Origin of the sequence: Brachyspira pilosicoli P43/6/78 (genome assembly GCF_000325665.1) — a bacterium.
GTDB lineage: Bacteria > Spirochaetota > Brachyspiria > Brachyspirales > Brachyspiraceae > Brachyspira > Brachyspira pilosicoli.
Genome location: NC_019908.1, coordinates 1,089,409 through 1,112,104, shown reverse-complemented (window position 1 = coordinate 1,112,104; position 22,696 = coordinate 1,089,409). Strand labels below are relative to the sequence as shown.

At 27.3% G+C, this 22,696-nt stretch carries 17 protein-coding genes and 2 pseudogenes; 9 read left to right on the top strand and 10 right to left on the bottom strand.

Annotated features, from left to right (window positions below; all coding sequences use genetic code 11):
* Window positions 1-27: 27 nt before the first annotated feature.
* Window positions 28-663, top strand: coding sequence for a class I SAM-dependent methyltransferase (locus BPP43_RS04925; RefSeq protein WP_015274353.1), 636 nt, complete (start codon window positions 28-30; stop codon window positions 661-663).
* Between the two features lie 411 nt (window positions 664-1,074).
* Here BPP43_RS04925 and BPP43_RS12665 read toward each other — a convergent pair.
* Both BPP43_RS12665 and BPP43_RS04915 read right to left on the bottom strand, forming a co-directional pair.
* Window positions 1,075-3,499 (bottom strand): annotated as a pseudogene (locus BPP43_RS12665) (TIGR03960 family B12-binding radical SAM protein).
* 13 nt (window positions 3,500-3,512) lie between these two features.
* Complete coding sequence (locus tag BPP43_RS04915) at window positions 3,513-4,217, bottom strand: B3/B4 domain-containing protein (RefSeq protein ID WP_015274352.1); 705 nt, start codon at window positions 4,215-4,217, stop codon at window positions 3,513-3,515.
* Window positions 4,218-4,486: 269 nt separating this feature from the next.
* On the opposite strand from BPP43_RS04915, the gene BPP43_RS04910 reads away from it, so the two are divergent.
* Both BPP43_RS04910 and lepA read left to right on the top strand, forming a co-directional pair.
* Window positions 4,487-4,948, top strand: coding sequence for a hypothetical protein (locus BPP43_RS04910; RefSeq protein WP_013244904.1), 462 nt, complete (start codon window positions 4,487-4,489; stop codon window positions 4,946-4,948).
* A gap of 115 nt (window positions 4,949-5,063) precedes the next feature.
* Window positions 5,064-6,875 (top strand): translation elongation factor 4, encoded by a 1,812-nt coding sequence (lepA, locus tag BPP43_RS04905; RefSeq protein ID WP_013244905.1) that lies wholly within the window; start codon window positions 5,064-5,066, stop codon window positions 6,873-6,875.
* Between the two features lie 131 nt (window positions 6,876-7,006).
* On the opposite strand, the gene BPP43_RS04900 is transcribed toward lepA, so the two are convergent.
* The 5 genes and pseudogenes from BPP43_RS04900 to BPP43_RS04880 all read right to left on the bottom strand — a co-directional run bounded on the left by BPP43_RS04900 (window position 7,007) and on the right by BPP43_RS04880 (window position 11,268).
* On the bottom strand, window positions 7,007-7,810 hold the full coding sequence (locus BPP43_RS04900; RefSeq protein WP_015274351.1) for a metal ABC transporter permease: 804 nt from the start codon (window positions 7,808-7,810) through the stop codon (window positions 7,007-7,009).
* Between the two features lie 23 nt (window positions 7,811-7,833).
* A complete protein-coding gene (locus BPP43_RS04895) occupies window positions 7,834-8,571 on the bottom strand; it encodes a metal ABC transporter ATP-binding protein (RefSeq protein WP_015274350.1) in 738 nt (245 codons plus the stop codon).
* 17 nt (window positions 8,572-8,588) lie between these two features.
* On the bottom strand, window positions 8,589-9,443 hold the full coding sequence (locus BPP43_RS04890; protein WP_013244908.1) for a metal ABC transporter solute-binding protein, Zn/Mn family: 855 nt from the start codon (window positions 9,441-9,443) through the stop codon (window positions 8,589-8,591).
* 82 nt (window positions 9,444-9,525) lie between these two features.
* On the bottom strand, window positions 9,526-10,194 hold the full coding sequence (locus BPP43_RS04885; protein ID WP_014932732.1) for a flavin reductase: 669 nt from the start codon (window positions 10,192-10,194) through the stop codon (window positions 9,526-9,528).
* 74 nt (window positions 10,195-10,268) lie between these two features.
* Window positions 10,269-11,268, bottom strand: a pseudogene (locus BPP43_RS04880) (glycosyltransferase family 2 protein).
* Window positions 11,269-11,393: 125 nt separating this feature from the next.
* Here BPP43_RS04880 and BPP43_RS04875 point away from each other — a divergent pair.
* Complete coding sequence (locus tag BPP43_RS04875) at window positions 11,394-12,050, top strand: NYN domain-containing protein (protein WP_015274349.1); 657 nt, start codon at window positions 11,394-11,396, stop codon at window positions 12,048-12,050.
* A gap of 183 nt (window positions 12,051-12,233) precedes the next feature.
* Window positions 12,234-13,070: a prephenate dehydrogenase gene (locus BPP43_RS04870; protein WP_015274348.1), complete on the top strand. Its 837-nt coding sequence runs from the start codon at window positions 12,234-12,236 to the stop codon at window positions 13,068-13,070.
* Between the two features lie 152 nt (window positions 13,071-13,222).
* On the opposite strand, the gene pyrG is transcribed toward BPP43_RS04870, so the two are convergent.
* A complete protein-coding gene (pyrG, locus tag BPP43_RS04865) occupies window positions 13,223-14,842 on the bottom strand; it encodes a CTP synthase (protein ID WP_013244913.1) in 1,620 nt (539 codons plus the stop codon).
* A gap of 145 nt (window positions 14,843-14,987) precedes the next feature.
* Between pyrG and BPP43_RS04860 the strand changes: the two genes are divergently transcribed.
* The 3 genes from BPP43_RS04860 (at window position 14,988) to BPP43_RS04850 (ending at window position 18,725) form a co-directional block, all read left to right on the top strand.
* A complete protein-coding gene (locus tag BPP43_RS04860) occupies window positions 14,988-15,494 on the top strand; it encodes a hypothetical protein (protein WP_015274347.1) in 507 nt (168 codons plus the stop codon).
* 129 nt (window positions 15,495-15,623) lie between these two features.
* A complete protein-coding gene (locus BPP43_RS04855) occupies window positions 15,624-16,025 on the top strand; it encodes a hypothetical protein (protein ID WP_015274346.1) in 402 nt (133 codons plus the stop codon).
* A 111-nt stretch (window positions 16,026-16,136) separates the two neighbouring features.
* Window positions 16,137-18,725: an ABC transporter substrate-binding protein gene (locus BPP43_RS04850; protein WP_015274345.1), complete on the top strand. Its 2,589-nt coding sequence runs from the start codon at window positions 16,137-16,139 to the stop codon at window positions 18,723-18,725.
* 5 nt (window positions 18,726-18,730) lie between these two features.
* Here the strand turns inward: BPP43_RS04850 and BPP43_RS04845 are convergent, their stop codons facing one another.
* Window positions 18,731-20,974 (bottom strand): tetratricopeptide repeat protein, encoded by a 2,244-nt coding sequence (locus tag BPP43_RS04845; protein ID WP_015274344.1) that lies wholly within the window; start codon window positions 20,972-20,974, stop codon window positions 18,731-18,733.
* Between the two features lie 220 nt (window positions 20,975-21,194).
* On the opposite strand from BPP43_RS04845, the gene BPP43_RS04840 reads away from it, so the two are divergent.
* Window positions 21,195-21,752 carry a lytic transglycosylase domain-containing protein gene (locus tag BPP43_RS04840; RefSeq protein WP_014932741.1) on the top strand — a complete coding sequence of 186 codons (558 nt, stop codon included), beginning with the start codon at window positions 21,195-21,197 and terminating at the stop codon, window positions 21,750-21,752.
* A gap of 40 nt (window positions 21,753-21,792) precedes the next feature.
* On the opposite strand, the gene flgG is transcribed toward BPP43_RS04840, so the two are convergent.
* Entirely contained in the window at window positions 21,793-22,587 is a 795-nt protein-coding gene (gene flgG, locus BPP43_RS04835; RefSeq protein ID WP_013244918.1) for a flagellar basal-body rod protein FlgG, read from the bottom strand.
* Window positions 22,588-22,696: the final 109 nt, after the last annotated feature.

Here is a 22,696-nt window from a genome sequence, read left to right as displayed (position 1 = left end):
TTTATAAATAAAGAGAGATTATATTTTATGGAAGAAAGCAGAAAATCTATAATAGTTGATCATTATATAAATAGAGTAAATGATTTAAATATACCAGATTATAAAGTAGTTGATTGGGAGTCTGAAGAAGCACAGAATTTAAGATTTAAGGCATTAATAGAGCATTTTAATATGAGTGGCAATGTTTTGCTTGATGTTGGGTGCGGAGTTGGAAGTTTGGCTGAATATATAGATAAAAACAATATCAACTTATACTACATAGGTATAGATATTATGCCAGAGATGGTTGAGAGAGCTAAATCAAAAACTTATAAAAATATTAGCCCGCAGTTTATGACTATGGATTTCTTTAAAAAGACTGATATAAAAGATGATGTTGATTATATATACACTTCTGGAATATTTAATTTAAACTTGGGAAACAATGAAGAGTTTTTAAAAGAGGCTATAGAAGCATTTTTGTTGGCAGCAAGAAAGGGAGTTTGCTTTAATTTACTTGATATATCTTGCAAAGAAAAATACGGAGATAAATATTATTATTATAAAAAAGATGATATACTTCTGCTTACTCAAGATATATTAAAAAAGCTTAATTTAAGTTATAAAATACACATAGAAGATAAATATTTACAAAACGATTTTTCTGTGTTTATAGATTATTAAATTAAATCTATTTATAGTAAAAATTTTTAAGTTTCTTAATTGATGCACTTTAATAGAATTATCAACTTTTTTGCCACACAAAAAAGTTTTTACCCTATGGGTACGCTTTGCGAAAAACTCAATTACTAGAATTTTATATTAAAAATATATGTATTAAATGTAGGATATGACCTAAATTTATACTAAAAATGCAGTTTTTTTGGTTCTTTTATACCAATAAAAGAACTAGGGTCTGGGGCAAAGCCCCAGATATAAAAACAAGAATATAAATTTATTTTTGACAAAATGTAGTTGTTTAGGTATGTAATTTTATATCAACTTTTCCCGTGGCAAAAGTTGCAAAAGCACATATTATTTTTTATTATACAGTGAAATATTAATAAAAAATTAATACCCCAATAAAAACAATGATTATACTAACTTCAGCTTTCTAATATTTTTTATATTAATAGTATTCTTTAAAAGATAGCTCTTAATATCTCTGATTCTTATAGGTTTATTATCATTTTGAAGTATAGTTATAAATATTTCATTATCTTTTTTGTTTAATATATAATCTCCCAAACGCTCTTCACTTTCTTTTAGTGTTTCTTTATTTGAAAGTAAATTAAATGCTTTATCATTATCATTCGTATTCATTTTATATAAAATATTTTTTGGAAGAGTTTGTATTTTTTTTAAGTTCGTAGCTATAAAATTAGCTTCTAATATTTCTATTCCTATATGAGAAAGTAAATTATTAATTTTATTTTTTAATAAATCTATGTCTATATTATCTGTTAAACTTACTTCCATATATTCAGCATCACTTTCGCAGGCAAAAGGAGTAGGGGGAGTAAACACTATTTTTTCAAGAGGGTGAAAGCCTCTGCTTAAAGATATACTAGCCCCTGCGATTTTAAAAGCACAAACCATAACACGTGATAAATCATGCATACCCAAAAGAGATGATATGCCTTCTTTTTTAAACTTCATAAATACTTTATAGTTTACAGCAAATATATCTCTTTTCTTTAGAGTTTTTAATTCTTCAACCATTTGAGTAAAGTTTGTATTTAAAACTTCTTTTTTGTATTTATGGCAATATTGTTTATAATCTATACCGCAGTTTTGGCAGTTTCCTGTAAAGCAGTAGTCTGTAAACTTTCCGTTTTGAAATCTTTCGTATTCCTTGTCAAAGAATTGCTGACTTACAAGAGTGTCAATGCATTTCCAAGGCATATTTATTTTTTTGCTTAATAGTTCTTTTATGGTGTATCCGCTCTCTTCTATCACTTCCTTCCAAACATCATATTTGAAATGTTCAACCCAAGCATCAAATCTTGCACCTTTTTTATATGCCTTATAAATAATCTCTCCTATTTTTTCATCGCCTCTTGATATTATTCCTTCAATTTCTGCCATTCTTGGAGGGTGATATTTTATAGCTACCTTACTTCCTCTAAAATGGTCTCTTACCTTTCCTATATAGTAAATAGCTTCTTCATCTGTAAGCTGATTATTATTTTCTAAAGGTGTATGAGGCTTTGGTATAAACACATTAATAGCAGCATTTATTTTTACTTTCTTTTTTGTATACTTCAAGCATTTTTTCTAATGCTTCTATTATTTCATCGGCCTCTTTTTCTGGGTTATCAGTAAAACCTATCATAAAATAAATCTTTACTATCTTCCAGCCCATTTTTTGAACATCTGCAAGTATATTATAAATTGCATCTTCGTCCATTGATTTGTTTATCTTTTCTCTAAGTTCATGGCTTCCAACTTCTAATGCAAATGTTAAACCTGTTTTTCTAAACTGTGCTATTCTCTCGGCAGTTTCTTTATCAAATGAATCAATTCTTAATGAAGGAAGAGATAGAGAAAAACCTTTATGCTCTCCAAGTGTTTGCAAATATTCTATTAATTCACCAATATGCGGATAATCATCAGCAGAAAGAGAGAATAAATTTAAAGTGTTTGCACCAGTGGCTTCTAATGACTCCATTGCTATATCAACAATTTTTTCTATAGTGCGGTTTCTTACAGGTCTATAAGTAATTCCTGCCAAACAGAATCTGCAGCTATGAGTACAGCCTCTAGCTATTTCAACAGATATTCTGTTTTGTATACCTTCAACAAGAGGAACTAAAGGTTTCTTCACATAAGGCATTTCATTAATGTTTTCAACAAATATTCTCTTTACATGCTCTCTTGGATATTTTGGTACATAAGCATATTCAAGTTTTGAAAGCTCTTTTAATATATCATCTCTTTTAGCTCCGTTTTTTTTGAGATTATAAATTATATCCACAAAGTTTTTCATCTCAAAATCAAATTCACCAAATAAAAATACATCAATAAAGTCAACCAAAGGAAAAGGATTAAATACGCTTGGTCCGCCTGCAGCTATTATAGATACATCTTCTCCTCTTTCATCTCTATGTATAGGTATCTGACTTAATTCCAAAACTTGAAGTATATTCGTATATATAAGCTCATACTGCAAAGTAAATCCCAAAACATCAGCATCTTTTACTTTGCTGAAAGTCTCCAAAGTATAAAGCGGTATATTTTTTTCTCTTAAAAGTTTTTCAAAATCTTCTGCAACAGCATACACTCTCTCGCAAGAAGCATATTCAATAGAGTTAATAACCTCATAAAGTATAGAAAGCCCCAAATTGCTAATGGCTACTTCATACATATCCGCAAAACACATAACAAATTTAAAAGGCATATTAGGTTTTATTATAGCGTTTATCTCACCGCCTAAATATCTGGTAGGTTTTACTATGTCCTCGCTTTTTACAAGATTTAATATCTCTTCTCTCATGCTGCTGTTTAAATTATTATTCATAAATACCCTTTAATTAAAACTCTTCAGATTCATTATTTTCTTTGCTTAAAAAACCTTTTGTAGTGGTGCAATTAAATAATTCTTTTAAAATACTTTCAAGCTCATCTCTAGCCTCTATTACTTTTTTATCGTTAACCCCAACAAAGCCATCTATTGGAAAAATAATATTAGTTGTAGTCTCTACAATCTTTCCGTATTCGCTTTGTCTCCATATCCATCTTCTTGTTCTTATATCGTTACCAGATGTGTATACAAGTTCATTATCTTCTAATAATTCTATTTCAGTCTCCCCAAAAGGTAAAAACTTATCACCCTTAACAGAATATCTCACACAAAAATCATCATTCATAGAATCAATATCATGCGAACCCATAGGAAGCCTGTATTTTATAGATAAAGCATTAACTAAATCTACTATTTTATTTATATGAGGGAAACCTTTACCTTTTGAAACTCTTGTAAGTATAGCCTCTATTGAAGATAAAAACTTATTAGGGTTAATAGATAATTTTTCAAAAGCATTTCTATAACATAATATTTCGCTGTATTCTTTTATCTTTATATTTTCTAATTCTTTTTGAGCTTTTGATAAGTTATTATCAAGCAAATCCATAACATACTTATCATTTTCTCTGTTGTCTATATTTTTAGCTACAACAAATGCTATGCATAAATTGTCTAGAGTGTTAAATACTTTTTCTTCTATTTTGAATTTCATATTAATCCTTTATGTAATTATATTTATTATAATCTCATAAAGAATATAATAAAATGCTTCATTTGTCAAAGTATTAAAAAACATAAAAAAATATAAAAAAAATAATTTTTCGGGAACTTTTTTTGTAATATCAATCGTCTAATATAATACACAACTTAAGAATAATTACTCATAATTTACTCAGAAACTCCGTGTAATGTTTTTCATTATGCGGAGTTATTGAATTTATTTTTACTATTTGTATAATTAATATATACGGAGGTAAAACAATGAAGAAATTATTTTGTATATTTTTTATACTATCAATTAATTTATTTTCACAATATTATTATTCTCCAACACCAAGAGTAGGCAATGTAAAACCATTAATACCTAATCAGAGAATACCAATGTATCAGCCTCGTTATGATTTGTATAATCAAAGATATAAAAATTATGGATACACAAAAACATATTATAAAAATGGAAGATTCTATAAATTTGGAAACGGATATATGACTTATCAGGAGAGAGAAAAACTAAAAGCAATAGACGGCAGATATTCTCCAAGAATTAGAATGCTTGAAGATAGAATGAGACTAAATAATTCTAAAATACTATCAGAAATATATCAGAAATCTCCAAATAATAATTCTGTAAATAGTGCTGTTAATGATAATTTTAGAATACAGATGCAAATACAGATGATAGAAACATTAAGAAATCTAGATATAGACAGAAATTTTAAATAGATATTTTACTATACAAAACTATTTGCAAAAAGCCCTTTGCTATATTATAATATATCATCTAAATATAATTTTATTATCAAAAATATTTTAATAATATAAGGATATATTTTAATAAATGTCATACGCAGAGAAAATTAGGAATTTTTGTATTATAGCACATGTTGACCATGGAAAAAGCACTTTAGCCGATAGAATTATAGAACATACTAAAGCAGTATCAAGCAGAGAGATGAAAGCACAAATTTTGGACTCTATGGATATAGAAAGAGAGAGAGGAATAACAATAAAAAGCCAAGCTGTAAAACTTTCTTATCAGGCAAAAGACGGAGAAGTGTATACTCTCAATTTGATTGATACACCAGGACACGTTGACTTTAACTATGAGGTTTCTCGTTCGCTTGCTGCTTGTGAGGGTGCTATACTTGTTGTTGATGCTGCTCAAGGGGTTGAGGCTCAAACTATTTCTAATTTTTATCTTGCTTTTGAAAATAATTTGGAGATTGTACCTGTTATAAACAAAATAGATTTACCTGCTGCTAATATTGAACTTTGTAAAGAGCAGATGGAAAAAGAGTTTGGTGTTAATAAAGATGATATAGTTTTAGCAAGTGCAAAAAATGATATTGGAATAGATGAGATACTTGAAGCGGTTGTTAAGATGATACCAGCTCCTAAGGATAATACTAATAAAAAAACAAGGGCTTTGATATTTGATTCTTATTATGACCCTTTTCGCGGTGCTGTTATGATAGTGAGAATATTTGACGGCTCTATAAAGAAAGATGATAAACTTCTTTTAATGGAGACTAAAGCAGAGTATGAAGTTGAAGAATGCGGCACACTTTTGCTTGGGCTTAAATCTGCTAATGAACTTAAAAGCGGTGAAGTAGGATATATTATTGCAGGTATTAAAAATATATCTGACATAAAAATAGGAGATACTATCACACTTGAAGAAAATCCTTCTGATGAACCTTTGATAGGATATAAAGAAGTTTTACCAATGGTATTTGCTGGTATTTTCCCTGCAGAAGATGAAGATTATACAAATCTACAAAAGGCATTAGAAAAATTAAAACTTAATGATGCTTCTTTGGTTTATGAGCCAGAGCGTTCTATAGCTTTAGGATTTGGATACAGATGTGGTTTCTTAGGACTCTTACATTTAGAGATTGTACAAGAACGCCTTGAAAGAGAGTTTAATCTTAACCTTGTAATAACTAGCCCTTCTGTAGAAGTTAAATTAAAACTCACAAATGGAGAAGAAAAACTAATTGATAACCCTGCAGATTTTCCTTCTGCACAATATATAGAAAAATGTTATGAGCCTTTTATTAATGCTCTTATAATAGTGCCTACTGATTATTTAGGAAATATTATATCTCTTTGTATAGACAGAAGAGGCACTCAAACTTCTCTTACTTATTTAGATGATAAAAGAGCAGAAATAAAATTTGACTTGCCTTTAATAGAAGTAGTGTATGACTTTTATGATAAATTAAAATCTATATCAAGAGGCTATGCTTCTTTCGATTATGATTTTTCAGATTTTAGAGAAAGCCAAATAGAAAAAATAGACATACTTGTTCATGGCGAAGTAGTGGATGCCTTATCATTTATGGCTCATAGAAGCAATGCAGAAAGCAGAGGAAGACAAATTATAGAAAAATTAAAACATCTTATACCAAAGCATATGTTCCAGATTCCTTTGCAAGCAGCAATTGCAGGACGCATAATAGCAAGAGAAAATATAAGTGCATTAAGAAAAAATGTTACAGCTAAATGTTACGGCGGAGACATCACAAGGAAAAGAAAATTATTAGAGAAACAAAAAGAAGGTAAAAAGAGAATGAAAGCTATTGGAAGTGTAGAGATTCCGCAGGATGCATTTATTAGCGTACTTAAAACTGATGATAATAACAAATAAATTTATTTAATTTTTTAACCGCACGGTAAACATATTCTTATTTATTGTTTAGATTATAATTAAAATATTGTTTATATTTTAAATTTTACTCTGCGTGCGGGATACAAGTATTATTTAAATATAAATAATTTTTATTTTTTGTTTAAGAAAAATTTTATTATCGCAATTAATACAAAACTTATCACACTTATTAAAACTATAGTAGAGCCCGGTTTTAATCCTTGATAATATGAAATAAATATTCCTAAAATAGTAAAAATTAAATTAAATAACACAGCATAAATAATAGTTTTTTTATAGCTATTAGCAAGCTGCATAGAACAAGCAACAGGAACTACCATCATAGATGATACAATCAAAGCACCAACAGCCCTCGCAGATATAGAAACTACTATTGCTGTAAGTATTGTAAAAATAAAGTTTATCCTGTTTACAGGAACACCAGAGAGTTTTGCAAGCCTTTCATTGAATGTTATATAAAAAATCTCTTTGTATAAAAATATAAATATCAATATAGAAATAATACTTATAATTACGACTAGCTTTAATTCAAAATCACTAATAGCTACAATGCTTCCAAATAAAAAACTATTAAAATTAGCATTATTAGAAACGAAACCAGATAACAACCCAGCAAGACCAATAGCAAAAGACATAATTATCGCTATAGACATCTCACCATATCTTGCAATTTTTTTTCTTATAAACTCTATAGATAAAGCAGATAAAACACAAAATATCATAGAAGCAAGTATTGGATTAATATTAAACACAAGCCCAAAAGTTACTCCCGCAAGAGAAGTATGTGATATAGCATCTCCTATCATAGAAAGCCTTTTTAATACAACTACAACCCCAATAGAAGGTATTATAATAGCTAAAAGTACTCCCACCGAAAAAGCCCTACGCATAAACTCATATTGAAATATTTCCATTTATAAACAACCCTTTATATATATTAACAAGAACAACTGCTTCCATCTGGATGCTTGTGCTTATGTGATAATTCCATGTTTATTTGATTTTTATCAAGTTCTACTAATGTGCCGTTTTCAAAACAGAACACTCTATTTGAGATTTTTGACATTCTCTCAATATCATGTGTAACCATTACAATAGTTATTTTTTTATTTTTATTTAGAGTTTGAAGCAAATCATATAAAAAATTAATAGTTTCAATATCAACACCATTAGTGGGCTCATCTAATATTAATATATTAGGGTTTTGTACTAAAGTTCTTGCCAAAAAAACTCTCTGTATCTGTCCGCCTGAAAGTTTTGATATAAGTCTATCTTTATAATCATACATACCTAAAAGTTTTAATGCTTCAAATACTTTTTCTTTATGCTTTTTATTTGGAAACTTAAATAAACCAATATCTGCAAACATATTAGACATTACTATCTCATAAACAGTTGCAGGGAAATTTAATATTTTGTAGTATGCATTCTGTTCTAAATATCCAATCTGCTGCCAATTCTTAAATTTCTTAATATCTTCACCGTATAGTTTTATTTCGCCTCTGTATTGATTAATTTCACCTAAAATAAGTTTTAATATAGTGCTTTTTCCTGCTCCATTAGAACCTATAATAGAAACAAAGTCTCCTTTATTTATATCAAAACTTATGCACTTTAATATATCCTCTTGAGTGTATCCGAAATGCACATTCTTAAAACTTATTATATTTTCCATTATAGAACCTTAATTATTTAATTATTAAGACCATTTGTTATAGCTTCTAGATTCTTCTGCATTATAGAGAAATAGTCTTCTCCAGATTTAATATATTCTTCACTTAAAGACTCTATAGGGTTTAATGCACTCACTTTTACTCCTGTTTCTTTTGCAATAGAATCTACAAGCTTAGAACTTGAGAAGTCTTCATAAAATATAGTTTTAATATTATTGTTTTTTATGAAATTAATTGTTTGAGCCATGGCTTTAGCGTCAGCTTCATCTCTTGCTATTGCAACTTGATTAAGATTATATTCTTTACAAAAGTGTCCGAATGCAGGGTGAGTTACAACCAAATTAGTATTTTTTATGTTTTGTAAATTATCTCTAAAACTCTTATCAAGCTCATCTAATTTAGCAGCATATAAATTGTAATTAGAATTATAATAATCAGCGTTTTTACTGTCTAATTCTGCAAGTACATTTTTTATATTTTCCATTTGAACTTTTGCTTTTTTAGGTGAAAGCCAAAAATGAGGGTCTAATTCTTCGTTATTGATATTTGAAGAAGCCTCTAAATATTTTAAATCTTTTATTGTATCTTTAACAGTGTCTGCCCAATGCTCCATTGAAGCACCATTATATATAAATAGATTAGCCTTGCTTAAATTAGCCATATCTTTTGATGTAAGCTCAAAGTCATGAGGCTCTGAACCTGCTGAAGTTATATTATAAATATCTATTTTCTCTCCGCCAATTTTTTTAGCGAAATCATAAATAGGATATATACTTGCATATACTTGAAGTTTGTCAGTTGTGTTTTGATTATTATTATTGTTACAAGAGATTAAAGAAAGTAATATTAGTAATAAATAAAAAACATTTTTCATCTGTATTTATCCTTATAGTATTATAATGTTTGGATATTATAATACTATAAAAATAAATTTCAATGTTTTAATACTATAACAATTATTCTACCTTTTCAAAATTGCTTTTAGGCTCTCCGCATATAGGGCATTTCCAATCGCTAGGAAGCTCTTCAAATGGAACACTTCCTTTATATTCAAATCCGCAAGTTTTACATCTATAAACTGCTTTAGGTTTTTCTGCTTCTTCTTTTTTTTCTTCTTTGTTTTCGTATGCATTTGCAGTAGAAGCGTTAGGAGGAGTTTTTCCTTTTATTACTGTATGATAATAAGAATAAGTCATAGAGTTAGTATTATTATCAAATATGTCAGCATCTACCAATTCACCTATAAATAAAGTATGAGTAAATACATCGAAACTATTTACAACTTTACATACAAAATAAGCATTAGTATCTTTTATAACAGGCAAACCTTCTTTCATCTCATAATTAACATTTTCAAATTTATTAGCATCTCTTGAACTTCTAAAACCAAATCCGCCTATTAAAGCAGGGTCGCTTTTTTCTGAAAGAACTGATAAAGCAAATTTACCGCTTTTTTTAATGCATTCATTGGTATAATTATTTTTGTTTACACTAATCATAATTGTAGTTGGAGTTGATGTTATTTGTGTAGAGGTGTTTATAGTACAGCCTACTGGCTTATCACCGTCCATTGTAGTTAAAATATACATTCCATAAGATAGTTTTGTTAATGCAAATGTATTCATAGCTTTTACTCCTTATTAGTAATAATTATTATTAATTATACAATATTAATTTATTATATCAATATTATATTATGTTAAATATTATCATTTTTGTATAATTTATATCTGTTTTCTTTATACCTAATTGAAACATTTTGCTTGAAAAATCTAAATCTTATGTAGTTGTATTTGTATTTGATAATAGAGTAGTATTCTTTAATTGTATTTGATTCTATTAAACATATAAACTCTTTAGAAAAATATTGATAATCATCTTTATTAATATTAATCATTATTTTTTTTAATATATTTTTCATCATATCAAAAACTTTTCTCTCATCATCTTGAGTAAAGTTTTTTGTTCTAAATGCCAAGAAAGCCTCTTGCTCTACAAACTTAGCAAAAGATAATGATTTAGTTTGCCAAAAATTATACTTAGTATAAAATTCATCTAAGATATCAAACCACTGCTTTATAGCGTTTAATAATATTTTTGGTTCTTTTACTGCTTTTGATGAATCTTGTCCTTCTCTTTTAATATAATGATAATGAGTATTATATTCATAACTTATATTTTTTGCATACATTAAAAGTTTATGAGAGAATATACCGTCTTCTCCAGGCTGAACATTTAGAGGATATCTTAAATTATTATTATTTTTAAGAATACTTGTTTTTATAAACATAGAACAAGTAGGAAGAGCTGAATGATATTTGTTTGTAGCTCTTTTATCAAGTCCCCAAAAATTACTTAGTATAACCAAATCACTGTTGTTTTGTTTGGCATTATTATAAAATACTTCCAAAAAATCTTTATCTATATAATCATCGCTATCTAAACAAAATAAGTATTCACCAGCTGATTTTTCTATTCCGTCATTTCTAGCAGCGGAAACTCCAGCTATTTTTTTTATTTATTATTGTTATCCTTTTATCTATTTTTGCATATTCTTCAAGTATAGAAAGTGAGTTATCTGTAGAACCATCATTAATACATATTATTTCTAAATCTTTATATGTTTGACCTATTACACTATTCAAACAATCTCTCAAATATTTTTCTACATTGTATACTGGTATAATTACACTAATCATAAATATATATTATCAAAACAATAAAAAAACTCAAGTTATGTTATATTAATTATTCTATTTATAGTATTGTTTTTTTTGAAATTAATTTATAAAATATAATAAAATTATACTGCTATGGATAATTTATGAAAAGAATAGGTATTTATATAGATTTAGAAAATATTGCTCATTTAAAATTTAATGTTAATTTTAAATTGATTCTTGAAGATATAATAAAGTTTTATAGAAGCAATTTAAAAGATAAAGATATTTACTATTCAATAAAAAAAGCCTATGGAGATAATAAATCTATAAAGCTATACGAAAAAGAACTTAGAGATTTGCATATAGATATAATTCATTCTGTGCATATAAATAAAGCAAAAAATATGTCTGATATGATTTCTTCTATAGATGCTTTTGAAGATTTTGTTTTTAATAAGAACATAGATATAATAGTATTTGTAAGCAGAGATGTTGATTATACTATTGTGATGGAGAGATTAAAAAGGCATGGTGCTATAGCTGCTATAGTTACAACTATTACTAATGCTAATAGAGATATTTTTCAAAATGTTTCTAATAAGATTTTTAAGATAGAGAAATATAAAGCTAAAGAAAATGATAAAACTAATCAATTAGATGAATATAGTTTAGAGTATTTAAAGTTTTTTTATAACAGGGTTATTGAAGTTTATAATAATACAGAAAATAAGAAATTTTCTATATCTGATATATGCAATAAAGTAAATATGGATTTTAAATTAGAGCGAGGGAGAGAGTGCTATAAGAAAAGACTTTAATTTAAAAAGAATAAAAAGTTATTTAAGTATTTAATAGAAAATGATATAGATATAAAAGTAGATAGAGATTATTTTAGTATAGATGATATTGAAAAGCTTCACTATTTTTTTAGAAGTTTAGATTAGATATTATTGAGATGTTTATTATCAATGAAGTTATAATATATATTAGGAGATTTGTTTATGATTAATATTGCTGTTATTGGTTTGGGTTTAATGGGGGGCTCTTTAGTTAAGGCTTTAAATGGTTATAATGTATGGGCTTTGGATACTAATAAAGAAGCAGTAGATAATGCTTTGAAAGATAAATATATACAAAAAGGAAGTTATGATTATTCAAATATAGAAGAGATGTTTTCTTGGGCTCATATTATTATGATATGTACTTTGCCTTCTATAGCTTTGGATATAATAAACAAATATTCTTCATTTATAACAGATGATAAAATACTATCAGATTTCTGCGGGGTTAAGACTGATATATTTAATGCTGCAAAAACAAAAAAGTATGTATCACTTCACACTATGGCGGGTAAAGAGAAAGGCGGCTATAACAACTCAAGCGAATCATTATTTAAAAACTCTAATGCAATAATAATAGCTAATGACAATGCTAATAAAGAAGACATAAAAAAAATAGAAGATTTGGCTTTAAATATAGGCTGTAAAAATATAATTGTATCAACAGAAAAAGAACATGATAAAATGATAGCATTCACTAGTCAGCTTATGCATATAATAGCTTGTTCTATAGTTAATCATAAAGATTTTTTAGCTTCACTTGGTTTTGAAGGAAATAGTTTGGGGGATCATACAAGAGTAGGTACAATAGATGCTAATATGTGGAGTGAACTTTTTGCAAGAAATTCAGAGTATTTATCTTTATCTTTAGGTGAATATATAAAAAGATTAGAAGATTTTCAAAATGCATTGCAAAGTAAAGACAGAGAAAAACTTAGAGAATTAATGCTAAGTTCTAATAGCATAAAAGAGAAATGGAATAATTTTAAAAGCAAATAATTTTTTTATACATTGAAAATTTTTAAGCTTGTTAATTTTAGAATTTTTATATTTTATTATTTTCTAGGACTAGTATCTGAAAACATTAATAATATAAAAACTAAATTTAAACAAACTTAAAAATTGTTAGTATTTATAATTCAAATCAAAAATCACTTATTTTTAAATTTTTTAGCAGCGTCAATAAAGCCAACAAATATAGGGTGTGGATTTGTTATTCTTGATTTTAATTCTGGGTGAAACTGAACTCCTATCATAAATGGATGGTCTTTTACTTCCGCTATTTCAACTAAATCAGCATCTTTTGTTTTACCTGTAATCATAAATCCTGCTTTTTCCATTTTATCTATATATTTATTATTAAACTCATATCTATGTCTATGTCTTTCACTTATTGTTGTAGAATTATAAAGTTTATGAGCTAAAGAACCTTCTTTTATATTACACTCAAAAGCACCAAGTCTCATAGTACCGCCTTTAAGCATAATCTTTTTTTGTTCTTCCATCATAGTGATTATTGGATTTTTGCAATTTTCATTCACTTCTATAGTATTTGCATCTTCAAGCTTTAATACATTTCTTGCATATTCTATACTCATAAGCTGCATACCCAAACATATTCCAAAATAAGGCATTTTATTTTCTCTAGCATATTTTATTGCCTTCATTTTACCTTCAAGTCCTCTCTCACCAAATCCGCCAGGTATAATAAGTCCATTAACATCTTTGAAATATTCAGATATATCATCTTTGTGTTCTAATTCTTCAGCATTTATCCATTTTATATCAACATTAATATCATTATATATTCCGCCATGATTTAATGCCTCTATTAATGATATATAAGCATCTTTCATAGATATGTATTTTCCAACAACAGCAATAGTAACTTTTTCATTTTGTATAGCTATATTTTTTTGTTTAGCTACCAATTCTGTCCAATGAGATAAATCTATTTTAGCTGTTTCCAATTTGAAATGTTTGCATACCACATCAGAAAGTCCTTGTGCCTCAAGCATTAGTGGTACTGCATATATATTAGGTTCATCAAAATTCTCAAATACATTTTGTTTAGGCAAATTACAGAATAATGCTATTTTAGATTTATGAGATTCTTCTAAATGTTTATTTGTTCTGCATACTAATATATCAGGTATAATACCGCTTTGCATAAGTTCTTTTACACTATGCTGAGTTGGTTTTGTTTTTATCTCTTCAGATGAACTTATAAAAGGTATTAACGTAACATGTATATATAAAACATTATCCTGTCCTAATTCTGTTTTTACTTGTCTTATAGCTTCAATATACGGCAATGATTCTATATCTCCAATAGTTCCGCCTATTTCTGTGATTACTATATCAGTTTTTTTAGTATCATTTTCTCTGTATATTCTTCTTTTTATTTCATTTGTAATATGAGGTATAACCTGAACAGTTTCTCCAAGATATTTACCTTCTCTTTCCATATTTATAACATGCTGATATATTTTACCAGTAGTAACATTGCTGTATTTATTTAAATTTTCATCAATAAATCTTTCATAATGCCCAATATCCAAATCTGTTTCAGCTCCGTCATCAGTAACAAAAACTTCACCATGCTGAAAAGGACTCATAGTACCCGGGTCAAGATTGATATAAGGGTCTAATTTTTGTATAGTTACACTTAAACCGCGAGCCTTTAATAGTCTTCCAAGTGAAGCAGCTGTTATACCTTTACCAAGTCCAGATACAACTCCGCCTGTTACAAATATGTATTTAGTATCCATAGTTTCCTCTGTTATTCCTTTAATAATTTTGATTATAAACAATATCATTAAAAAAACATAAAATCAAGGTAAATTTTTTATTAATTTTAATATTTTTTGTTATATATTAAAAATAAAAAATAATTATTTTTAAGAGGTGTTAGTTATGATGAGATTGTTTATTAGTTTAGTTACAGTTTTGTTTTTAGCTTCTTGTACAGCTTCAAACAAGAAAGAAGAAGATAATGCTGTTTCAGAAGTTGTTGCTGATTATGTTCAAGTGGATTCTCCAAACTCTTTTATTCCTTTAGGCATAGGAATTACAGTAGCTCCTCCAGAACACGGACAAAATGCTAAATATTTTATAGCTAATAAAGATGTTGCCGAAGTTAATTTTGACTATATGAATAATAATTATACTTACAGAGCTTCAAAAAATACTAATAATTTACTTTCTTTTTATGGTGATTATATTAATAGCGGAAAAAACTTTACAGAAGAAGAAAATAACATTGTTGTAGAATATAATACCACTTCAAATAATGAAAAGTTTACATTATGGAGAGTAGATGATATTTATTATATATTGTCAACACAGGCAGAAGATGATAAGGATTTAACTAATCTTTCATCGCTTTATATCAAGTCTATACACTGGAATAAAAATAAATAAAAATATAAAAGATTAAATAATAGAATATAAAAGCAGGCATATAGATTTTTTATCTGTATGCCTATTTTTATTGACAATTGATATTTTTATACTATAATTTTTATTATTATAAAAATATTGGAGTATAAAATGGGGATTTTTGGAGTAGGTGCTACTTTTAATAATACTGAAGATGTAAGTAAAGACTTTATCGATAATAATATTGCTGGAATAGGTTGGGGTGAAAAATATGCTCCTGATTTATATCAATTTATACAGTCTTTAAAAGTTGGTGATATTATTTATATAAAATCATTTGCTCCAAAAAGTCAGATGATTACAATCAAAGCTATTGGAATAATAATTGATGATAAAATTGTTAAAAAATTCTCTATTGGAGAACATAAAATAGGAATTGGAAGAAATATTAAATGGCTTAATAAGAAAACTTTTACAATAAAAAATCCTCAAGGTAAGCATAATGTAGTTAATAATAGTTTTTATGAAGAGTTTAATCCTGAAATTCAAAAAGCTATTATAGATAGAATTTAAATTTGATTTAAAAATTTTTTCTTTATATATAAATTTATTATTTTATTGACATTTATTTCTTATGTTATATATTATGTTAAGTTGTATTATTGCATCTAATTGGGGATTAAAATGAAATATAATAATAAATTCTTTTTTTTAATAATATTCACTATATTAATTTCATGTTCTAATAATAATCAAGAAGAAATAAGCGAGATAGATAGAGGCGGGGCATTAATAGATAAGATAATATATGAAGTGAGAACCGATATGACAATAGCTATTAAAGATGTGGCAGATGGACGTGCTGATTTAATGGCTAGCGGAATAGATGGAAGCACATATTTATCATTAAGTGAAAGTGATTTGGAGAAACTTGATACTTATGCTGTGCCTTCTGGTTCTTGGTCTTTGCTTTTTAATCCTGTTCCAAATAAAGCTCCTTATACTGTTACTACAAGAGACGGCAAAACTCATTTTAATCCTTTAGCTATAAAAGAAGTAAGATTTGCAATGAATTTTTTGATAGACAGAAAAAAGCTTGTTGATGAAATTTTAAGAGGGGCAGGGGAGCCTTCATTTACTCAGGCAACACCAGGTCAGCCAGGCACTTATAGATATAATCTCATTCCTTCAAAAATGGGTATGACAGCAAACGGCAATGAAGAAAAAGCAATTAATGATATAAATAAAGCTATGGAAAAAGCTGCTAATCTTCCAGAAAACAGAGGAAAGCTAAAAAAAGAAAATGGCTGGTGGAAATATAATGGTGAAGTAGTAACTATTAAATTTGTTATAAGAGTAGATGACCCAACAGGAAGACTTCCTGCAGGCAATGCAATATCTGATTTAATAGAAAAGACAGGCATAAAAGTAGAAAAACTATTATACGACAGAAACAAATCCACCCAAGTTGTGTATGGTTCAAACCCAAAAGATTATGAATGGAATATTATAACCGAAGCTTGGGGGGCAGGAGCAACAAGAGCTTGGTGGGACGTTACGCTTAGGCAAATGTATGTAAGAGAAGGAAACTATATGCCTGGCGGAAACATTGCAGAGTTTTGGAATTATGACAACAAAGAAGCTTCTAAAATAAGCGATAAAAATTCAAACGGCTGGTTTTTAACTGCTGATGAATATTGGAATGGTAATATGCGTTTGCAAGAGATTGGGCTTGAAGATGCTGTGCGAATATATTTAAACTCTCAAACACAGTTTTTTGTAGCAAACAAAGAAAGATTTAACAGAAGAATGCTTTACGGTGTTGGCGATGGTGTTAATGATTGGTCTATAAGAAGTGCCGACATAAAGCCAAATAGAAACGGTGAAAAAGTATTAAGAGTCCTTCAGCATTCTGCACAAGGTTCATTATTTATAAGCCCATGGGACCCTGTAGGTGTAGGAGGATTTTCTGATGCATATTCTGCTATAATGATAGGCCCTTGTTCTGATGCGGGTGCTACATTTGAATCGCCTTCCACCGCAAAGACAGAGTTTATACTTGGCGAGGCTGATACTAATAGTTTGGAGATAGGTGTAACTGCAGGAGATAATGGCATACCAGTAGGCACTGTAAAAGTTCCTAATAATGCTAAAATGTATAACCCTTATACTCAAAAATGGGAAGAAGGTTTAACTACAAAAGTTGAAAATGGTGAGATAATTTATAAAAAAGCTGATAATCTTACTGCTTATGTAAAATGTGATTTTAAGCCTAAAAGTTTTAAATGGCATCATGGCATAGATTCGTCTTTAGTTGATTTGATGTATGGAAGCGTGTTTATTGCAAATATAATAACAAAGACAAATGAAAATGATAAGTATTATGATTCTGCTATGGCTGGAAGATATACTTCTGCTATGGATAATGCCGTTGGAAGTGTAATAAATGAAGATGGAAGTTTTACACTTTATGGTAACTATTATTGGCCAATGGATATGAATAGGCAAATTGCTATTGCTGCCGTTGGACCAAAAATAGGTAACCCTAATAGAAACACAGTCATTCCTTTTGAGATAAATGAAGCTATAATGAAAATGGTTCTTGAGGGTTCTAAATCTGGTAATGTTTATACTATTTCACAAGACCAATCATTGACTGCTATAGATGTAAAAAATCCTATATGCGTGTCTGATATAAAAGAAAAATTAATTGAGATGAGAGACAGCGAATATATACCTCTTGGAATAGAAGATTTTATTACAAAAGAAGAGGCTGTTAAAAGATATCAGGCTGCTATTGACTTTATAGATAAATATGGACATGCTTATATATCAAACGGACCTTTCTTTATTTCAAGAATAGATTCAAAGGCTAATTATATAGAATTAACTGCTTTTAAGGATTATGCTTACACTGCTGAATATTGGATAGAAAAATTATCAACAAAAATGAGCAGAATAGAAGATATTGAAATGCCTGCAATAGTAAATAAAAACAATGATATGAGTATAGATATTTATGTTTCATCATATAATTATCCTAATAATGCTTTAGAGATGCCAGACCCTAATACAAAAGTAAAAGTGCTTCTTCAATTACAAAATGGAGGAGAAAGAGAGTATAATGCAGTTTTAGAAGATGATGTGTTTAAGCTCACTATAGCAAAAGAGGAATTAATGGCTCTTCCAAAAGGAAATTATATTGTTGTAATAGAGTCCTATATTGCCGATGAAACGCCTTATATAGAAACAAGAAACTTTATATTACAATAAATATTTTAAATCTCATTATATGAATTATCATTATTCATTTTATATAGTTTTATGTTTTCATTTTTTAGTATGCATTTCATGAGGTTTATATCAGAATCATCAAAGCTATATGATAAATATACCGCTTTTACTTTTAATTGTAACTCTTTTTTATATGATATTATTTTATCTCTATCTTTATAAAAAATAGAAAGTAAATTGCCGTATTCTATATTTTCATTAGATGATAAAAATTTAGCCTTTTTACCGTATATGTTAGTGTTATCGTTTTTATGAGCAATGCATATATTATGGTTTAATAATTCATATTCTACGCATATAGTATCAGTATTCCAATTATTAATATCATCTATATTTTTATAAAACGAAATTATATTTGTTTTTTCTAATATAGGTTTTAATGCCCTTAAATGATTTTCTGTAAAGTTGTCTTTTAATATAGTATTGATATCTTCAAATTGTATTCTGTTTTCGAATATGGTTTTTAAAGTGTTTGTATCATATTTGAAAGTTTGATATATTGTTTTTATATAATTTGTATATGTGATACTTTTCTCTAAACATTTATCTGCTAGTTTTAAAAAATCATTATAGCTAATTTTTTTGTTTGCAAGTAAACTATATGAAAGCAAAAATATACTATAACTTGCTAAACTATTATTCTCTAAATATTTTAAATAAGTTTCTACAATAGAAGGGTAGTCATTTTTTAAGAAAAACAAAATAGCAATATTATTATAATAAATAAAATTATCTTTGTTTGTTTCTAAAAGTTTTTTATAGTATTCTATGGCTTTATCATAATTTTTTGTGTAGAAGTATGAATTAGCTATAATCTCATTATTAACTAGATTATTATTGTTTTCTTCAAATAAAGTTATTATTTTTGAATATTCTTTTTTATCATACAAAATATTTATAAGCTTATCATAATATTTATTATTTTTTCTAACGCATACAATTGCCTTATCATAATCTTCTAAATCTATATAAATATTAAAAAGCATATCTATATAATTTTCATTTATATTATCAATGTTTTTATTTAAATAATATGCAGAAGTCTCTTTTTCGCCTTTACTATAATAACAAATAGCTATTCCATAATAAGCCTCATCGCTATCATTAATATCTATGGAAGATTTAAAATATTTTATAGCTTCATCATAATCTTTTAAATTTAAATATGCATTAGCTAAATTATTGTAAGCCTTATAATACATATCATTTATTTCTATAGCCTTTTTAAAATATTCTATAGATTTGTCATATTCTTCATTTGATAAGTAGCAAAGCCCGATAAAATTATAAGCCTTATATGAATTAGAGTTTCTTTCTATAACTTTTTTAAAATACTCTATTGCTTCATAATAATATTTTTTTGAATAATAGCTAATTGCCAATTTATAATAATCTGTAAAAGAATCCAAATCAAACTTTCTTGCTTTATCAAAATATAATGCTGCTTTGTCGAAATTTTTTTGTTTAAAAAATATTAATGCTAGATTATTATAAGCGTTGGCGTATTTAGGGTTAATTTCTATTGCTTTATTAAAATACTCTATTGCTTTATCATAATTTTTTAGATAAGAATATATTGCTCCTAATGTATTTGATATTTTATAAGAGCGGCTATTGCTTTGTAAATATCTGTTTAAACATTCTATTGCTTTATCATAATTTCCAATATTATAATAACACATTCCAAGCATATCATAAGCTTTAAAAAGCATTTCGTCCATACTTTTTGAGTTTTCAAAGAAATTTATTGCTGCTTCATAATTTTTGCTTCTATAGTGGTATAATGCTAAGTTGTTGTAAGCTTTATCATATTTAGGATTAATTTCTATTGCTTTATTAAAACATTCTATAGCTTTATCATGTTCGTTTTTTTTGTAATAACTTATACCAAGTAAATTGTATGCGGTATAAGATTTTGGAATTATTTTTAATGTTTCATAAAAGCATTCTATTGCCTTATCATAGTTGCCTATTGCATGATAGCTTATGCCAAGTAAGTTGTATGATTTAAATGTGTTAATATCTACTCTTTTCGCTTCTTCAAAATATTTAATAGCATCATCAAATTTTTTTATCTCAACACATAATTGTCCTTTGTATAAATTGGCTCTATAATTTTTTGGTACTTTTTTTAGAATATTATCTAATGCTTCTAAAGTACCTTCATAATCTTCATTTTTTATATTATAGGATATATGATTTAAAATATTATCCATAGAGTTTTGCATGCGTAAAACCTCAAAAATTATAAAATAATAATATATTATATTGTATAGTATATATGTATATTATGTCAACTAAAAATATTTTTTATATGTATTAAATATATAATAGGGTATTGATTTATATGAAAAATAATATATAATTTTATGACTTTTTGATTTATGGCTACTATTTTTAAAAAATAGTTAAAGGAGCGAAAAAAACTTTTATTTATAGGGGAGAATTATGAAAAGGATTGTTATCATTTTTAGTATAATACTGTGTGCTGCCAATTTGGAAACACATAGTTTCAATATCAATAATTATTCTTTTGTTACAAATAATTGGGTTAATTTAATACAAGACATTTCTAATCATTACAATCAAGATTTTTGGTTTATTAAAGATATTTTCGACATATCTCAAAGCTATGATATAGACCCGCTGCTCATGGTAGCATTAATAAAAATAGAAAGTGATTTTATACCGACTGCATTGTCTAAGAAAAATGCCTATGGTTATTGTCAAATTACGCCTATAGCTAATGAAGATGTTGACCCTACTCTTAATAGATATAATCATAGAGAAAATATCATACTTGGCACTAGATTTATAGCTAAACTTTTAGACAGATTTAATGGAAATATAATACAGACTCTTAGATATTATAATGCCGGAAGCAATTATGATGAAACAAGGCTTTCTTATTCTGAAGATATTAAAGAAGAGTATGATATGCTTACATCTCTTTATGTTAATAAAAAAGATGTATATGGTGATATATATAAAAAAGAGAGCTTTTAAAAATTTAAAAACTCTCTTTATTTTTTGTTATAGAATTAAATTATCTTTTTAAATTTACAACAGTAGCTAATAGATTATCGCTAGTTTGTACAGCTTTAGAGTTCATTTCATAAGCTCTCTGTGCAACTATCATATCTACCATTTCATCTACTACTTTAACATTAGACATCTCAACAAAACCTTGATGTATTCTAGGGAAACCTTTAGAACCAGCTTCACCTTCAAAAGCAGGGCCGCTTGCTATAGTTTCTTTATATAAGTTATCACCTATAGAAAGTAGTCCGGCTTGGTTTATGAATCTATGTAATGTTATGTTTCCTAATTCAACAGGTTCATTTTCATCTCCTATTGTAACAGAAACAACTCCCTCTCTTGATATATTAATTTTTTCTACAAGGAAGTTTTCTGGAAAAATAATTTCTGGTACTAATTTGTATCCATTAGAAGTTACAAGCTGACCATTAGCATCTACTTTAAAAGAACCATCTCTAGTATATGATACGCTTCCATCTGGCATAAGTACTTGAAAGAATCCTTCTCCTTCTAATGCTAAATCTAACTTATTTCCAGTAGCCTGCAATGAACCTTGGTCAAACATCTTTTGTGTAGCAGCACTTTTTACACCCAAACCAGTTTGAAGTCCAACAGGTGTTACAGTATCTTCTGTTGCAGGAGTGCCCTGTATTTTTAAGTTTTGATATATTAAATCTTCAAAATCTGCTCTTACTTTTTTATATCCAATAGTGTTAACATTAGCAAGGTTATTTGCTATTGTATCTGTTTTAAATTGCATACCATTCATACCGCTTGCAGCAGTCCATAAAGAACGTAACATAATTTATTACTCCATTTATTTATGATATTATATTTTCGGTATATACTAAATTCGCTTTATAAATTTTTATACTAATAAAAAAGAGGCAATTGTAAATTACAACGCCTCT

Bases quoted from the DNA above. Each gene is read 5' to 3' on its own strand.
- BPP43_RS04925 (WP_015274353.1), top strand. From the start codon at position 28: ATGGAAGAAAGCAGAAAATCTATAATAGTTGATCATTATATAAATAGA.
- BPP43_RS04915 (WP_015274352.1), bottom strand. From the start codon at position 4,217: ATGAAATTCAAAATAGAAGAAAAAGTATTTAACACTCTAGACAATTTA.
- BPP43_RS04910 (WP_013244904.1), top strand. From the start codon at position 4,487: ATGAAGAAATTATTTTGTATATTTTTTATACTATCAATTAATTTATTT.
- lepA (WP_013244905.1), top strand. From the start codon at position 5,064: ATGTCATACGCAGAGAAAATTAGGAATTTTTGTATTATAGCACATGTT.
- BPP43_RS04900 (WP_015274351.1), bottom strand. From the start codon at position 7,810: ATGGAAATATTTCAATATGAGTTTATGCGTAGGGCTTTTTCGGTGGGA.
- BPP43_RS04895 (WP_015274350.1), bottom strand. From the start codon at position 8,571: ATGGAAAATATAATAAGTTTTAAGAATGTGCATTTCGGATACACTCAA.
- BPP43_RS04890 (WP_013244908.1), bottom strand. From the start codon at position 9,443: ATGAAAAATGTTTTTTATTTATTACTAATATTACTTTCTTTAATCTCT.
- BPP43_RS04885 (WP_014932732.1), bottom strand. From the start codon at position 10,194: ATGAATACATTTGCATTAACAAAACTATCTTATGGAATGTATATTTTA.
- BPP43_RS04875 (WP_015274349.1), top strand. From the start codon at position 11,394: ATGAAAAGAATAGGTATTTATATAGATTTAGAAAATATTGCTCATTTA.
- BPP43_RS04870 (WP_015274348.1), top strand. From the start codon at position 12,234: ATGATTAATATTGCTGTTATTGGTTTGGGTTTAATGGGGGGCTCTTTA.
- pyrG (WP_013244913.1), bottom strand. From the start codon at position 14,842: ATGGATACTAAATACATATTTGTAACAGGCGGAGTTGTATCTGGACTT.
- BPP43_RS04860 (WP_015274347.1), top strand. From the start codon at position 14,988: ATGATGAGATTGTTTATTAGTTTAGTTACAGTTTTGTTTTTAGCTTCT.
- BPP43_RS04855 (WP_015274346.1), top strand. From the start codon at position 15,624: ATGGGGATTTTTGGAGTAGGTGCTACTTTTAATAATACTGAAGATGTA.
- BPP43_RS04850 (WP_015274345.1), top strand. From the start codon at position 16,137: ATGAAATATAATAATAAATTCTTTTTTTTAATAATATTCACTATATTA.
- BPP43_RS04845 (WP_015274344.1), bottom strand. From the start codon at position 20,974: ATGCAAAACTCTATGGATAATATTTTAAATCATATATCCTATAATATA.
- BPP43_RS04840 (WP_014932741.1), top strand. From the start codon at position 21,195: ATGAAAAGGATTGTTATCATTTTTAGTATAATACTGTGTGCTGCCAAT.
- flgG (WP_013244918.1), bottom strand. From the start codon at position 22,587: ATGTTACGTTCTTTATGGACTGCTGCAAGCGGTATGAATGGTATGCAA.